The organism is Janibacter zhangyanbonis (assembly GCF_050507325.1).
GTDB lineage: Bacteria > Actinomycetota > Actinomycetes > Actinomycetales > Dermatophilaceae > Janibacter.
Map to the genome: position 1 here is coordinate 1,018,325 of NZ_CP191481.1, position 14,036 is coordinate 1,032,360.

Sequence of the window (14,036 nt, forward strand, 5' to 3'; positions counted from 1 at the left end):
GCACCCCCCTTCGCTCTCGTGGAGTCGGGTCAGCCGAGGGCCTTGACCGCGGCGTCGTAGTCCGGCTCCTGGGTGATCTCGGGAACGAGCTCGGTGTGCAGGACCTTGCCGTCGGCGTCGACGACGACGACCGAGCGGGCGAGCAGGCCAGCCATCGGGCCGTCGGCCATGGTCACGCCGAAGTCCTCGCCGAAGGAGGAGCGGAAGGCGGAGCCGACCTTGACCTTGTCGATGCCCTCCGCGCCGCAGAAGCGGGCCTGGGCGAAGGGGAGGTCCTTGCTGACGTTGACGACCGTCGTGTTGTCGAGGCTCGCGGCGAGCTCGTTGAACTTGCGCACGCTCGCGGCGCAGACGCCGGTGTCGATGCTGGGGAAGATGTTGAGGACGACGCGGCCGGGCACGTCGGCGGTGGTCAGCGCGGACAGACCGTCGCCGACGAGGTCGAAGGACGGCGCATCGGCGCCGGGGGCCGGCAGCTCGCCGACGGTGGTGACGGGGTTGCCCTTGAATGCGGTGGTAGCCATGCCCCCATGCCTACACCCCGAAGGGGGTCGTGGCCACATGCGGTCTGCGGAGCGGTCAGCCGACGAGGGCCTTGATGCCCAGGGCGAGGGGGACGAGCAGGAGCGCGGACAGGCCCATCGCGCCCATGACGAGCGCCCCCTTCGTCTCGGAGTCGAGCGCCTCGCGCCAGCCGGCGCGCCGCATGATCTCCTTGACCGGCACGTTGATCTCGGCGGTGGAGAAGTCGTAGTCGACCTGCTTCTTGAAGCCGTCGAGCCCGAGGCCGTACTCCACCCGCCTGGTGCGGCTGAACTCGCGGCCGGAGCGGACCTCGATCTGGGCGCCGAGGCCGGTGGCCCCGGCGTGCGACTCGACCTGCCGCGACTCGTCGGTGCGCTTGACGACCCCGGGCTTGTCCGTGGGGGTGAAGCGGGCGACGAAGGCGTGCTCGAGGTGGCGCCGGGTCGCCAGGTGCTGCCAGCGCGCGTCGGCCAGATCGGCGTGCACGAGCACGGAGTGGCCGTTGGAGCGCACGACGTAGGGCGTGCCCTCGAAGGCCGTGGCGAGCGCCGGTGCCAGCCACTCGTAGGGCCACGGGGCGCTCTTGTCGGTCGCCGGGGGCAGGGGTGTGGTCGGCGGCGCCACGACGACGTGGTCGCCGGCGATCCCGTCGGGGTTGGTCTCGCGGAGGAAGCCGATGAAGGCGACGAGGGTGACGGTGACGACGGTGCCCCAGAGGACGCCCCAGAAGAGCGCGGGCCAGACGTCGCCGGAGGAGAGGAGGAGCCACACCCCACCGACCCCCGCGAAGCCGAAGGCGGCGATCGCGGCGAGGAAGGTGAGCAGCTTGCTCAGGCGGGACGTCATGCGGGCAGTGCCCCCGGGCCGGGGACGTGCTCGCCGTGGCCGTCGGCCCGCAGGCGCGCGCGCAGCCGCTCGGCGGCGGCCTCGAAGCGCTCGTCGCTGACGTCGCGCATCGGGGCGTGCGGGTCGAAGTCTTCGGGGGAGAAGGCCGGCCAGGTGTGGATGTGCAGGTGCGGCACCAGGAAGCCCTCGAGGAGCATGCCGACCCGCGGCGCCTCCCACTCGGCTTGCTGGGCCCGACCGACGATGCCGGCCACGCGCTGCAGGTGCGCCCAGGTCTGCTCGTCCGCGTCGGTCCACTGCTCGATCTCGGCGCGCGGCACGATCATCGCGTGGCCGTCGGTCAGCGGCTCGATCGTCAGGAAGGCCACGCAGGTCTCGTCGGACCACACGAACCGTCCGGGAATCTCACCCTCGATGATCTTCGTGAAGAGAGTCGCCATGCCGCCCACCCTAAGGTGGAGGCATGCCGCAGGTCAGCGCAGATGTGCACGTGCCGGTCCCGCCGGAGCTCGCCTACGCCGTGTCGCAGACGACGGGGTCGGTCCGCAGGCGATGGGACCCCTTCATCCGCGAGCAGCACTTCCTCGACGGGGCGAGCGAGCCGGGCGTGGGGGTGCGCACCTTCACCCGGACCTCCTTCCTCGGACCGCTGTCGCCGTCGATGGTCAGCGAGTACGTCTCGTGGCGCCCGCCGACCTCCGTGGGCATGACGATGGTCAGCGGCCCGTGGTTCTTCGAGCGCTTCGGCGGCGGGTGGCGCTTCCAGCCCGACGGCGACGGCGCGCTCGCGGTCTGGAAGTACACCTACGACGTGCGGCTGCGTCCCCGTCTGCTCCAGCGGATCGCCCACGCCATCGGCCAGCGGCTCCTCGGCCGGGAGATCTCCCGTCGCATCGAGGGCTTCGCGGCCGGGTGCCGTGACGAGGTGGTGCTCGCCGCGGCCCGGGCGGACATGGCCCGTCGTGCCGGGGCCGACTCCAGTTCGAAGGGGGGAGCAGCGTGACCTCCCCTTCGTCCGTCATGCGTCTGGCCGGATGCCAGTGGTCCGCCACCGGTGACCCGGCCGCCAACCTCGTCACGCTCGGGGAGTGGACCGCCCGGGCCGCGGACGCCGGTGCCCGGCTCGTCATCCACCCCGAGGCGGCGATGGCCTCCTTCGCCGGTCGGCTCGACACCGCCGCCGAGCCCCTCGACGGGCGCTTTGCCGACGGGGTGCGCGAGGTGGCTGCGCGGCACGGCGTGACCCTCGTCGTCGGCATGTTCACCCCCGCCGACGAGATCACGACCGCCGAGGGCAGGGGGCGCTCGCGGGTGCACAACACGCTGCTCGTCACCGGCGGTGGCGTCGAGGAGACGACCTATCGCAAGATCCACCTCTACGACGCCTTCGGCAGCCGTGAGTCCGACACGGTGGCGCCCGGCGACGAGGTGCGCACCGTCGAGGTCGACGGCTGGTCCGTCGGCCTGGCCACCTGCTACGACGTGCGCTTCGCCGACCACTTCACCGAGCTGGGTCGGCGTGGTGCCGAGCTCGTTGTGCTGCCCGCCTCGTGGGGGGACGGGCCCGGCAAGGCGAGCCAGTGGGACCTGCTCACCCGGGCTCGCGCGCACGACGCCCAGGCCTGGTTGCTCGCCGTCGGGCAGGCCTGGACCCCGGAGTCGGTGCGCGGTCCCTATGGCATCGGTCGCTCCGCGCTCGCCGACCCGACCGGCGAGGTGCGGGCGCGGCTCGGTGGCGGGGAGGACCTGCTCGTCGTCGAGGTCGACCACGAGACGGTGTCCCGCACCCGCGAGACCATCCCGGTCCTCTAGCGAGCGCCCGTCGCTCCCGCAGACCTGCGTCCCGGGGTTGCCTGCGGGTACGACGATCAGGTGCCGACATGAGTGTGCCGGGGCCCCTGACCTTCCAGGGGTTGTTCGGAGGTGTTGCGCAGAGGTGATCGTCGTACCCGCAGGTCACTCCGCTCGGCCTGCGGGCAGGTCTGACCGTGGGCTGTGGACAAGCGGGAGCACGCGGGCGGCCGATGCCCGCAAGATCGAGGCATGCAGCCGGAGGAGGTCATCACACAGCTCGGGGGAGTTGCCACGCGAGCAGAGCTGCTGACCCATGTCACCGAGGGTGCACTGCGTCGGGCCCTGGCCGGGCAGCGCGTCGTCCGGCACAGCCGGGGCCGCTACGCCCTCCCCTTCGTGCCATCGATCGGGGAGCGCGTCTCGCTCGAGGACGTGGCCCAGACCGCGCGCCGGGCCGCTCACCAGATGTCTGGGACGGCGGTCCTGCAGTCCGCGGCGGCTCGCTGGGGGTGGCGGATGAAGTGGTATCCGACCCGCCCACAGGTGGCCGTGCCTCGCGGGCGTGCCGTTCCAGCGAGCGTCCGCCGGCGCATTGACGTGCGGTACCGCGATGTCCCCGCAGGTGATCGCGACGACGGCTGGGTCACCGACCGGGTCCGGACCGCGCTCGACTGCGCCGGTCAGCTACCCCAGGACGAGGCGCTCGCGATCGTCGACTCGGCGCTGCGCGAGGGCATGGTGACCCAGGACGAGCTCCTGCTGGCTGCTGCAGGTCTGCCCAACCTCTACCGCTCTCGTGCCGAGTCGGTCATCGGCATGGCCAGCTCCGAGGCCGCCAATCCCTTCGAGTCCGTCCTGCGCTGGATCGTGTCGGACATCCCCGGTCTGCAGGTCAGACCACAGGTGGAGATCCATGACGACGAGGGCAAGGTCGGCACCGTGGACCTGGCGGACGAGGAGCTGCGTCTCGTGCTGGAAGCGGACTCCTTCGAGTGGCACGGCCAGCTCGACGGCCTCGAGAAGGACTGCTATCGCTACGACCGGTTCATCGCGCAGGGATGGTTGGTGCTGCGCTTCACCTGGGAGATGGTGATGTACCGGCCCGAGTGGGTGCGGGCGGTGGTCATCCGCACCATGGAGCAATGTGACCTGCGGGTACGACGACCAGGTCCCGGTCGCCGACCCGGCGAGCCCTGACATCCCGGTGGAGAGTCGGGCCCCTCCGACGCAGGTGATCGTCGTACCCGGAGGTCACCTCTGGGTCCGCGACGACCGGGGACGCCGCCCCCTTCGCCGGAACCTAGACTGTCCTTCATGGCTGACCTCTCTCGCGACGACGTGGCCCATCTGGCCTCGTTGGCCCGTATCGACCTCTCCGACGCCGAGCTCGACCGCATGGTCGGCGAGCTCGCGACCATCATCTCCTCCGTCGAGGCCGTGCAGCAGGCTCCGATCGAGGGCGTCGAGCCGATGAGCCACCCGATGCCGATCGTCAACGTCACCCGCCCGGACGAGGTGCGCCCGTCGCTGACCCCCGAGGAGGCCCTGGCCATGGCGCCGGCCTCCGAGGTCGAGCGCTTCGCCGTGCCGCGCATCCTCACCGAAGACTGAGCCGAAGGACCCCACGTGAGCGACCCCACCCGCATGACCGCTGCCGCGCTCGCCGACGCGCTGGCCTCCGGTGACCTCTCCTCCGAGCAGATCACCCGCGCCCACCTCGACCGCATCGAGGGTGTCGACGAGCAGGTCGGCGCCTACCTCCACGTCGCCGGCGAGTCCGCCCTCGCCGAGGCCCGCGCCGTCGACGAGCGCCGGGCGAAGGGGGAGAGCCTCCACCGCCTCGCCGGTGTCCCGATCGCCGTCAAGGACGTCATGACGACGACCGGCATCCCGACGACCGCCGGCTCGAAGATCCTCGAGGGCTGGATCCCGCCCTACGACGCGACCGTCGTCAGCAAGCTCAAGGCGGCCGGCCTGCCGATCCTCGGCAAGACCAACATGGACGAGTTCGCCATGGGCTCCTCGACGGAGCACTCGGCCTACGGCCTGACCCGCAACCCCTGGGACCTCGAGCGCATCCCCGGCGGCTCCGGTGGTGGCTCCAGCGCGGTCGTCGCCTCGTGGCAGGCGCCGCTGGCGACCGGCACCGACACCGGTGGCTCGATCCGCCAGCCCGCGGCCGTCACCGGCTCGGTCGGCGTCAAGCCGACCTACGGCGGCGTCTCCCGCTACGGCCTCATCGCGATGGCCTCCTCGCTCGACCAGGCCGGCCCCTGCGCCCGCACCGTCCTCGACACGGCGCTGCTGCACGAGGTCATGGCCGGGCACGACCCGCTCGACTCGACCTCGGTCGACCAGCCGGTGCCCGATGTCGTCGGTGCCGCGCAGCGTGCCGACGTCGCCGGGATGAAGATCGGCATCGTCCGCGAGCTCACCGGCGAGGGCTTCTCGCCGCTCGTCCAGGCGCGCTTCGACGAGTCGGTGCAGCACCTCGTCGACGCGGGTGCCGAGGTCGTCGAGGTCTCGATGCCCAACGTCGTCCACGCGCTCGGCGCCTACTACCTGATCATGCCGAGCGAGGCGAGCAGCAACCTCGCCCGCTTCGACGCGATGCGCTACGGCCTGCGGGTCGGGCCCGAGGGCGTCGACGCCCCGAGCGCGGAGCAGGTCATGGCCGCCAGCCGTGACGCCGGCTTCGGCGACGAGGTCAAGCGCCGCATCATCCTGGGCACCTATGCCCTCTCGTCGGGCTACTACGACGCCTACTACGGCAGCGCGCAGAAGGTCCGCCGCCTCATCGCCGACGACTTCGCGCGGGCCTTCGAGACCGCCGACGTCCTCGTCTCGCCGACGGCCCCGACGACCGCCTTCCGCTTCGGCGAGAAGTCCGACGACCCGCTGGCGATGTACCGCGGCGACATCGCGACGATCCCGGCCAACCTCGCGGGCGTGCCCGGCATGTCCCTGCCGAGCGGTCTCGCCGAGGACGGTCTGCCCGCGGGCTTCCAGGTCCTCGCGCCGGCCATGGCCGACGACCGCCTCTACACCGTCGGCGCCGCCCTCGAGCAGCGCCTCGTCTCCGCCTGGGGTGGGCACCTGCTCGAGCAGGCCCCAGAGCTGGCCATCACGAAGGGAGCCTGAGACATGGCGACGACCACCACCGACGCGGTCCTCGGCTACGACGAGGCCCTCGCCACCTTCGACCCCGTCATGGGTCTCGAGGTGCACGTCGAGCTCGGCACCGCGACGAAGATGTTCTGCGGCTGCGCCACGGTCTTCGGCGCCGAGCCCAACACCCAGACCTGCCCGGTCTGCCTCGGCCTGCCCGGCGCGCTGCCGGTCGTCAACGCGACCGGTGTCGAGTCCGCGATCCGCATCGGCCTGGCGCTCAACTGCCAGATCGCCGACTGGTGCCGCTTCGCCCGGAAGAACTACTTCTACCCGGACATGCCGAAGAACTTCCAGACCTCGCAGTACGACGAGCCGATCGCCTTCGACGGCTACCTCGATGTCGAGATCCCGGCCGCCTCGGGCGAGGGCACGGAGACCTTCAGGGTCGAGATCGAGCGCGCCCACATGGAGGAGGACACCGGCAAGAGCATGCACATCGGTGGCTCCACCGGTCGCATCCAGGGCGCCGAGTACTCGCTCGTCGACTTCAACCGCGCCGGCATCCCGCTCATCGAGATCGTCACCCGCCCGATCGTCGGCGCGGGCGAGCGGGCTCCCGAGGTGGCGAAGGCCTATGTCGCCGCGCTGCGTGATCTGCTGCGCGCCCTCGACGTTTCCGACGTGAAGATGGAGCAGGGCTCGATGCGCTGCGACGTCAACCTCTCGCTTCGCCCGAAGGCGGGCGACCCGGCTGATCCCTCCAACCAGGCCCAGCTCGACGTCCCGCTCGGCACCCGTACCGAGACCAAGAACGTCAACTCCCTTCGCTCCGTGGAGCGCGCGGTCCGCTACGAGGTCTGCCGCCACGCGGCCGTGCTCACCGAGGGCGGCTCGATCCTGCAGGAGACGCGCCACTGGCACGAGGACACCGGCGTGACGACGAGCGGCCGCGAGAAGTCCGACGCCGAGGACTACCGCTACTTCCCCGAGCCCGACCTCGTGCCGGTCGCCCCGAGCCGTGAGTGGGTCGAGGAGCTGCGCGCCACCCTGCCCGAGCCGCCGGCGCAGCGCCGCAAGCGGCTGCAGGGGGAGTGGGGCTACTCCGACCTCGAGATGCGTGACGTGCTCAACGCCGGTGCCACCGAGCTCATCGAGGCCACCGTCGCGGCCGGCGCCAAGCCGCAGGCTGCCCGCAAGTGGTGGCTCGGCGAGCCCTCGCGTCGCGCCAACACCGAGGGCGTCGACCTCGCGACCTATGCCGAGCAGACGGGTGTGACGCCCGAGCACGTCGCCGAGCTCGAGTCGCTCGTCGGCTCCGGTCGCCTCAACGACAAGATGGCCCGTCAGGTCCTCGAGGGTGTCCTCGACGGCGAGGGCACCCCGACCGCCGTCGCCGACGCCCGCGGGCTCGAGCTCGTCCAGGACGACGGTGCGCTCGAGGCAGCGATCGACAAGGTCATCGAGGCCAACCCCGACGTCGCCGACAAGATCCGCGGCGGCAAGGTCCAGGCCGCGGGTGCGCTCATCGGTCAGGTGATGAAGGAGATGAAGGGCCAGGCCGACGCCGGCAAGGCCCGCGAGCTCATCCTCGCCAAGCTCGGCGCCTGACGCAGGCAGCACGAAGGGGGGGGGCGGTGCCGGGTCGACCCGGCACCGCCCCCTTCGTCGTGGAGCCGGCCGTGGAGCGGTCAGCCCCCGCGCGGCTGTCCGTCCGGCAGCAGGAGGCGTTCGACCGCCCCGGTGGGAACCGACGGCGGCAGCGGGATCTCGAGGATGTGCTCCTCGCCGCGGAAGACGCTCACCCCACCCGATCGGTCGGCAGCCACCTCGCCGTACGTGCCGTCGTGCCGACGCACCCAGGTGATCTGCGACAGCGGCAGCGTCTCGTCCCCGACGCTGACCGTCGTGGCCGTGACCCGGACGACGGGCTGCTCGCCTCTGACGACCTGCCGCGCGAGGACAGGGATGCCGAGGACCCCGAAGAGGAGGACCCCGGCCCACATGAGCGCCGTGCGCAGCCACCAGCCGTCGCCACGGAGGAGGACCCAGACGCAGACGGCGGTGAGCCCGACGACGAGCAGGAGGTAGCCGACGGCCTGGGCGCGGCTCTGCCGGATGACGACCGCGTCCCCTGCGGCGATCGTCGCGCGCCAGGCGGCGAGGGTCTCGTCCGGGTCCGGGGTGCGCGACATGGCCACAGGGTAGGCGACGTGCCGTCGGCGGGGAGTGCTCCCCATCGTCGTGGACGGTCCCGATGGCTAGCGTGGTCCGGGACGATCGCAGAAGGAGAGCGCATGACCGTCACGCACGGGATGGACCCGGTCCGGGTCCGGCAGATCGGTGGCCAGCTGCGCCGCGAGGCGCGTCGCGCCGCAGAGGTCGGCGAGGCGGGCACGGCCGGGCTGACCACGTTGCAGGGCGCGTGGGAGGGGCCGGACCTCGAGGCCTTCGCCACGAGCTGGGCGCGGGCCCAGCCAGCGCTGGAGTCAGCGTCTGCGCGCCTGTCGAGCTTCGCCGACCAGCTCATCGAGCAGGCCGACTCGCAGGACACGACCTCGCAGGGCAGGGGGATCGGCGGTGGTCCCGGCGGTGGGCTCCACGCCGGCCCCGGTGGCCTGCCGGCTGGCCCGGGCGGTCCCGGCTCGGCCAACACGATGTGGGACGACGTCGGCAACATCCTCGACCACCTCGGCTTCGGGCTCGACCGACTCGGCGACCTCGGTGGCATCCTCGCCGGCGTCGGTATGTGGAAGTACGGCCAGTTCAACCCCCGTGGCCGCCTGCCCAACGGCCGATACGGCTTCCTCGGGCACAAGCCCGGCAGCCCCTTTTCCAAGCTCCCGTGGATGCAGCGCGCCTCGCTCTTCGGCAAGGACTCCAGCTGGATCCCGAAGGGGGGATCGCAGGCGGCCCGCAACGTCGCCGGCTTCGCCCGGTGGAGCAAGTTCGCCAAGGTCTCCGGCCCGGTCGGTGCGGGCCTGTCCGGTCTCATCGGTGGGTTCGGGCAGTGGGCCGAGGACATGGGCGACCCGTCGATCGGTGACGCCGAGCGCGGCACCCGGGCGGTGACCAACGGCCTGGTGTCCGGCGGCACCACGCTGGGCATGGCCATGGCCGGGGCGAAGGGGGGAGCCATCGTCGGTGGACTCATCGGCGGCCCGGTCGGAGCCGCCATCGGTGGCGTCGCCGGAGGCATCATCGGTGGTGTCGCGGGCAGCGAGCTCGGCTCGGCCATCGGCAGCGCCGCGGCCGACGGCGCCTCGTGGGTCGGCGATAAGTTGGGCCTGTGGTGACCGACGAGCTGCAGCGACGCGACATCCCGTCGATCGGGGCGAGCCTGCTCGTCCCGGCAACCTGGGAGGACCTCAGCGACGACGTCGACGACGTCGTCGCGGCGTGGGGCGCCCCCTTCGAGCCGGTCGCCTTCCGCAGCAACGTCGTCGTCACCCAGGACCAGGTCCCCGCGGACACCCCGTGGGCGACGCTCGCCGAGCAGACGTGGCAGGCGATGGGCGCCATGCTCACCGATGCGCACCTCGTCGACGAGACGCAGTCCGACGCGAGTCTCGTGCGCTGGGTCCACCACCGGGTCGCCGAGGTGGGCGTCGTGCTCCACCAGGTGACCCTCCGGCAGGGCGACCGCGTGATCACCACGAGCGTGACGGTGCCGGTCCTGGCCCTGCCCGATGTCGTGGACGCCGTGCGCGAGGTCGCCGCCGGTCTGCGCGTCGACAGGGAGGCGCAGGCATGAGCGGCACGACCGGTGTGCGCTTCGACGACGGCCGCCTGCTCGTCGACGACGACGGCTGGGTCGCGCTCGTCGACACCGCGGCGGCTCCCGACCCCGAGGCCTTCGCGGCGCTGCTCGGCGCCGATCAGTCCTCGCCCGTGACCAGCGAGGTCCACTGGAGCCTGCGCGCCCACATCGAGGCCACCCTCGGCATCGACATGGTCGGTCGCAGCAGCGACGGCGTGGCGGTCGGGGCCTCGGCGAGCTCCGACGGCGCGCGGGGACTGCTCCTGCTCGACACACAGCCCGGCCGCTGGGACGGCGGCGGGGCCGAGGTGCCGGAACAGGAGCGCCAGGTGCTCCCCGTGCTCGCGACGCTCCTGCCGATCTCCCTGCTCGAGATGATGCAGGTGGGTGCCCGGCGCGGCCTCGGGCTCGGCGAGGCCGTGGCCCTCCCTTCGTCCCAGGTGACCGCCCTGCTCTGGCGCGACTCCGAGGTGGCACTGCCCGCAGACGCGACCGCCGGGCAGATCGCGATGCTGCTGCAGCAGGAGTCGTGGCGCCACTGGCGGGTGCGGGTGACCGGCCGCCTCCCCGACGGGGAACTCGTCGAGGACGGTCTCGACGTCGTCGTGCTGCGCAACGGGGTGCTCGCGATCGACGCCGTGGGCGGTGACGCGCTCGAGATCCGAGAGGTCAGCCCCGTGTCCGTTCTCGTCCGGCTCGTCGAGGCGATGCGTCCCGGGCTGGTCACGGGTCGGACGCCGCCGCCTGCGTGACCTGCGCCACCTAACATGGCGCGCATGGTCACCGTCTCCTTCCCCGACAGCAGCTGGCGCGACGCGGTGGGTCCGGTCGACGGCGTGAACTCCGTCGTCTGGGACCCGCAGGAGGCTCCGCCGCAGGAGCCGGTGGACGTCTACATCGCGCCCTACATGACCAAGCCCGCGGGCGTCGCCGTCGTGGCCGAGCAGCCGTCGGTGCGGCTCGTGCAGCTGCTGTCGGCCGGCTTCGACAACATGCTGCCGGTCCTGCCGCAGGGCGTCTCCCTCGCCAACGCGAAGGGGGTCCACGACGCGGCCACCGCAGAGCTCGCCCTGACCCTCGTCCTCGCCTCGCAGCGTGGGTTCGACGACTTCGCGCGCGCCCAGGCGCAGGGGGAGTGGACCTCCCGCCACGTGCGCCCGGGCCTGGCCGACAAGCGGGTGCTGCTCCTCGGCTACGGCTCGGTGGGTCGGGCGATCGTCGAGCGACTCATGCCCTTCGAGGCGTCGGTCACGGCGGTGGCCTCGCGGGCGCGCGCCGGGGACGACCTCGTCGAGGCGGTGCACGGGGTCGACGAGCTCGCCTCTCTCGCACCGCAGCACGACATCATCGTCTCGGTCCTGCCCGGCTCCGACGCGACGCACCACATCCTCGGCGAGGAGCTGCTGTCCTCCCTGCCCGACGGCACGCTCGTCGTCAACGTCGGCCGCGGGCCGGCGCTCGACACCGAGGCGGCCCTGCGCCACGCGGGCCGGTTGCGCTTCGCGCTGGACGTCACCGACCCCGAGCCGCTGCCCGACGGCCACCCGCTGTGGAGCGCGCCGGGCGTCATCATCAGTCCCCACGTCGGCGGTGTCACCGAGGCCTTCCGCCCCCGGGCGGTCGCCATGCTGCGCCGTCAGCTCGCCGCGCTCGGTGCTGGCGAGGCCCCGATCAACATCGTCCACGCGGGCTGATCCGCCGCACGACGCCCGCCGCATGACCTCGGCGGCGTGCGCGCCGGGTTGAGCAAACGTCGTCCCCGGCACGCAGGCGCACCGGGGACGAGTCGTGGGTCGGCCGCCTCGTGGGTCAGCCCTTGACGAACCAGGCGTAGCGCGGCGAGGACTGCAGCGAGCGGTCGCCGACGGTGCCCCGCAGCTCGTAGGGGTCGCCCTCGTGCGCGAAGATCGACAGCTCGACCCACAGGTCGCGCTGCGCCGTGGAGTTGACGCTCTTGCCGCGCACTTCGCCGATCTGCTGGGCCGACCGGCCCGTCGAGCTCACCGTGCCGATGTCATACGGATACCCCTCCTCGACGAAGTTGACCAGCTTGTATGTCGAGCGGAGGGTGCAGCGCGACGAGGCCCAGGTCGGCGTGATGCTCGCACCGCTGGGGCAGTACCACGAGCGGATCTTGCTGCCGCTGTCGATGTTGCCGTAGGTGGTGCTGAGGGCGAACTGGTGGCGGTTGCCCCTGAAGCCGTCGATCGACCCCACGACGACTGCCTCGCTGTAGGTCGAGTTGGCGAGCTCGGAGGTCTGGGCCTGGGCCGGGGTGGCCGCTGCGGCCAGGCCGGCGGCGACGGCGGTGGCGGACAGGACGGTGGCGGCGGTGCGCGTGAGCTGCATGGTGTGTCTCCCTGATGTCATCCACCGAGCCCCTTGCTCGGTGTGTCGGCAGGGGAGACGTCCTCGGCGCGGGTTCGGTTGCGCCGCAACGAAAACCTGACTGATTGCTTACTCTTCAGTCCAGCGGGTAGACGCGGGTGCCGACCCGCAGCACACCCTCGGCGATGCTCGAGTCGCCCTCTGGCCCGGCGCCGGCCCCGTCGAAGGGCCCGTGGACCGTGCCCTCGGGCGAGACCGCCCAGGTCGAGGGGATGCGCGTGCCGACGGCATCGGTCGTCTCGCCGACGACGGCGGCCCAGCCGCTCGTGTCGGCCTCGGCGACGTCGATGCGCTCGGTGCCGGGCACGGTGACGACCCGGCTCGTGCCCACCTGCCACAGGCCGGCCCGGCCGGGCGCGTGCACCGGCTGCCAGAGCACGTCGGCGCGCTGGCGACCGATGGTGTCGCGGTCGACGGTCCAGCCGGCCGGCGGCGCCGAGCGGCCCTCGTCCCCGGTGTGCAGGTTGAGCGTGCGGTAGGCCTCGATGCGACCCTTGCTCTCCTCGGCCACGTAGATGACCCCGCCGGCATCGGCGAGCTGCACCTCGCGCAGGCTGCCGGTGTCGGGCCGCTCCCACGTGACCTCGCCGGTGAGGGCCGAGCGGCCGATGAGCCGGTCGGTCCCGTGCTGGACGATCGTGGAGTCGATGACCCGGCCCGCGTCGGCGCAGCCGAGGTCGCGGGCGATGGCGGTGCCGTCGCTGACCCGCACGGCGTCGACGGTCGTCGACCCCCGCAGGGACGAAGGGAGGAAGACGGCCCGTTGCTCGAGGTCGGCCCCGCTGATCCGGCGGGGTGCACCATGTCGGCACTCGGTGCCGCCCACCCGTGGGGTGGTCCACACCTCCACGCCGGAGGCGAGGTCGAGGCCGGTCGTGCCGCGGCGCGAGGTGACGACGAGGACACCCTCGAAGTCCGCGACCGCCGCGACCTTGGCCCCCACCTCGGCCCACCAGACCTGGTGGCCGGAGTCGAGCTTGCGGGCGATGACCCGCGGCTGGTCCGGGTCATCGGTGGGCTCGCTGAGGATGACGACCTCGTCCGTCGTCGTGAGCACCCGGCTGCCCTTGGGCACCCGCCAGAGCACGGTGCCGGTACTCACCTCCTGGGCGGTCCCGTCGTTGAAGAGGACGTTGCCGTCACGGAAGGTCCCCTCGGCGAGGTGCCGGTTGCCGGTGGTCGTGTCCTCCCAGTGGTCGGGCTCGCCCGGCAGCCCGTGCAGACCGAGCCAGGCCCCGGCCCCGACGACGAGGGCGACGGCGACGCAGGAGGCGAGCAGGGCCGTGCGGTGGCGGACCAGCCGCACCAGCACGAGGCACAGACCGGTGGCCAGCAGGACCGCACCGGCGACATAGGGCGCCGGGCCGAGCTGGGCGGCGACGGCCGCGACGAGCAGTGCCGCGCCGAGGATCGCGACGCCGATGCCGCCGAGGAGGGCGTGCCGCTCGAGACGGTCGAGGGCAGCGCGCTTCATGGTGCCCGAGTCTAGGTCTGCTGCCGCGCGCTTCCCGGGCGCCGCGCCGCGCCGCGGCGCCCGGGTGCGACCACCCGGCGCCACACCTGCGGCCCGGCTGTCAAGGAGTGGCGCGCTCGTGTGCTCCGGGCCACACTCGGA

Annotated in this window: 16 protein-coding genes; 10 read left to right on the forward strand and 6 right to left on the reverse strand. The window is 72.4% G+C overall.

All coding sequences use genetic code 11. The annotated features are described in order from the left end of the window. Positions 1-29 precede the first annotated feature (29 nt). Genes tpx through ACQBJO_RS05065 form a run of 3 tightly spaced genes read right to left on the reverse strand, consistent with a single transcriptional unit; the run spans position 30 to position 1,811 of the window. A complete protein-coding gene (tpx, locus tag ACQBJO_RS05055; protein ID WP_255185671.1) occupies positions 30-524 on the reverse strand; it encodes a thiol peroxidase in 495 nt (164 codons plus the stop codon). Between the two features lie 55 nt (positions 525-579). After that, positions 580-1,371 carry a hypothetical protein gene (locus ACQBJO_RS05060; protein ID WP_421006928.1) on the reverse strand — a complete coding sequence of 264 codons (792 nt, stop codon included), beginning with the start codon at positions 1,369-1,371 and terminating at the stop codon, positions 580-582. Beyond that, positions 1,368-1,811, reverse strand: coding sequence for an HIT family protein (locus ACQBJO_RS05065; protein ID WP_255185673.1), 444 nt, complete (start codon positions 1,809-1,811; stop codon positions 1,368-1,370). Before ACQBJO_RS05065 ends, ACQBJO_RS05060 begins: the two co-directional genes overlap by 4 nt. A 23-nt stretch (positions 1,812-1,834) precedes the next feature. Between ACQBJO_RS05065 and ACQBJO_RS05070 the strand changes: the two genes are divergently transcribed. From ACQBJO_RS05070 to gatB, 6 genes are all read left to right on the forward strand, one after another. Further along, on the forward strand, positions 1,835-2,374 hold the full coding sequence (locus ACQBJO_RS05070) for a type II toxin-antitoxin system RatA family toxin (RefSeq protein ID WP_421006927.1): 540 nt from the start codon (positions 1,835-1,837) through the stop codon (positions 2,372-2,374). Next, positions 2,371-3,183 carry a carbon-nitrogen hydrolase family protein gene (locus tag ACQBJO_RS05075; protein ID WP_421006926.1) on the forward strand — a complete coding sequence of 271 codons (813 nt, stop codon included), beginning with the start codon at positions 2,371-2,373 and terminating at the stop codon, positions 3,181-3,183. Before ACQBJO_RS05070 ends, ACQBJO_RS05075 begins: the two co-directional genes overlap by 4 nt. 231 nt (positions 3,184-3,414) lie before the next feature. Beyond that, the gene (locus ACQBJO_RS05080) at positions 3,415-4,362 is read left to right on the forward strand and encodes a DUF559 domain-containing protein (RefSeq protein ID WP_255185675.1); all 948 of its coding nucleotides are present in this window, start codon (positions 3,415-3,417) and stop codon (positions 4,360-4,362) included. A 117-nt stretch (positions 4,363-4,479) separates the two neighbouring features. Next, the gene (gene gatC, locus ACQBJO_RS05085; protein ID WP_255185676.1) at positions 4,480-4,776 is read left to right on the forward strand and encodes an Asp-tRNA(Asn)/Glu-tRNA(Gln) amidotransferase subunit GatC; all 297 of its coding nucleotides are present in this window, start codon (positions 4,480-4,482) and stop codon (positions 4,774-4,776) included. Positions 4,777-4,791: 15 nt separating this feature from the next. Then, positions 4,792-6,306 (forward strand): Asp-tRNA(Asn)/Glu-tRNA(Gln) amidotransferase subunit GatA, encoded by a 1,515-nt coding sequence (gene gatA / locus ACQBJO_RS05090; protein WP_421006925.1) that lies wholly within the window; start codon positions 4,792-4,794, stop codon positions 6,304-6,306. A 3-nt stretch (positions 6,307-6,309) separates the two neighbouring features. Beyond that, positions 6,310-7,884: an Asp-tRNA(Asn)/Glu-tRNA(Gln) amidotransferase subunit GatB gene (gene gatB / locus ACQBJO_RS05095; protein WP_255185678.1), complete on the forward strand. Its 1,575-nt coding sequence runs from the start codon at positions 6,310-6,312 to the stop codon at positions 7,882-7,884. Positions 7,885-7,964: 80 nt separating this feature from the next. Here gatB and ACQBJO_RS05100 read toward each other — a convergent pair whose 3' ends face one another. Next, a complete protein-coding gene (locus tag ACQBJO_RS05100) occupies positions 7,965-8,468 on the reverse strand; it encodes a hypothetical protein (RefSeq protein WP_421006924.1) in 504 nt (167 codons plus the stop codon). A 102-nt stretch (positions 8,469-8,570) separates the two neighbouring features. Here ACQBJO_RS05100 and ACQBJO_RS05105 point away from each other — a divergent pair, with 102 nt between their 5' ends. The 4 genes from ACQBJO_RS05105 to ACQBJO_RS05120 are packed head-to-tail and all read left to right on the forward strand — an operon-like array spanning position 8,571 to position 11,727. Then, positions 8,571-9,569, forward strand: a complete 999-nt coding sequence (locus tag ACQBJO_RS05105) for a WXG100 family type VII secretion target (RefSeq protein ID WP_255185680.1) — start codon at positions 8,571-8,573, stop codon at positions 9,567-9,569. Continuing rightward, positions 9,566-10,027 (forward strand): hypothetical protein, encoded by a 462-nt coding sequence (locus tag ACQBJO_RS05110; RefSeq protein WP_255185681.1) that lies wholly within the window; start codon positions 9,566-9,568, stop codon positions 10,025-10,027. The genes ACQBJO_RS05105 and ACQBJO_RS05110 overlap by 4 nt, the downstream gene beginning before the upstream one ends. Beyond that, on the forward strand, positions 10,024-10,785 hold the full coding sequence (locus ACQBJO_RS05115) for a hypothetical protein (protein ID WP_255185682.1): 762 nt from the start codon (positions 10,024-10,026) through the stop codon (positions 10,783-10,785). Before ACQBJO_RS05110 ends, ACQBJO_RS05115 begins: the two co-directional genes overlap by 4 nt. A 24-nt stretch (positions 10,786-10,809) precedes the next feature. Next, on the forward strand, positions 10,810-11,727 hold the full coding sequence (locus tag ACQBJO_RS05120; protein WP_369694847.1) for a 2-hydroxyacid dehydrogenase: 918 nt from the start codon (positions 10,810-10,812) through the stop codon (positions 11,725-11,727). A 115-nt stretch (positions 11,728-11,842) separates the two neighbouring features. Here the strand turns inward: ACQBJO_RS05120 and ACQBJO_RS05125 are convergent, their stop codons facing one another. Together ACQBJO_RS05125 and ACQBJO_RS05130 are read right to left on the reverse strand one after the other, a co-directional pair. After that, positions 11,843-12,382: a hypothetical protein gene (locus tag ACQBJO_RS05125; RefSeq protein WP_421006923.1), complete on the reverse strand. Its 540-nt coding sequence runs from the start codon at positions 12,380-12,382 to the stop codon at positions 11,843-11,845. 115 nt (positions 12,383-12,497) lie between these two features. Beyond that, positions 12,498-13,895 carry a PQQ-binding-like beta-propeller repeat protein gene (locus ACQBJO_RS05130; RefSeq protein WP_421006922.1) on the reverse strand — a complete coding sequence of 466 codons (1,398 nt, stop codon included), beginning with the start codon at positions 13,893-13,895 and terminating at the stop codon, positions 12,498-12,500. Between the last annotated feature and the right edge of the window lie 141 nt (positions 13,896-14,036).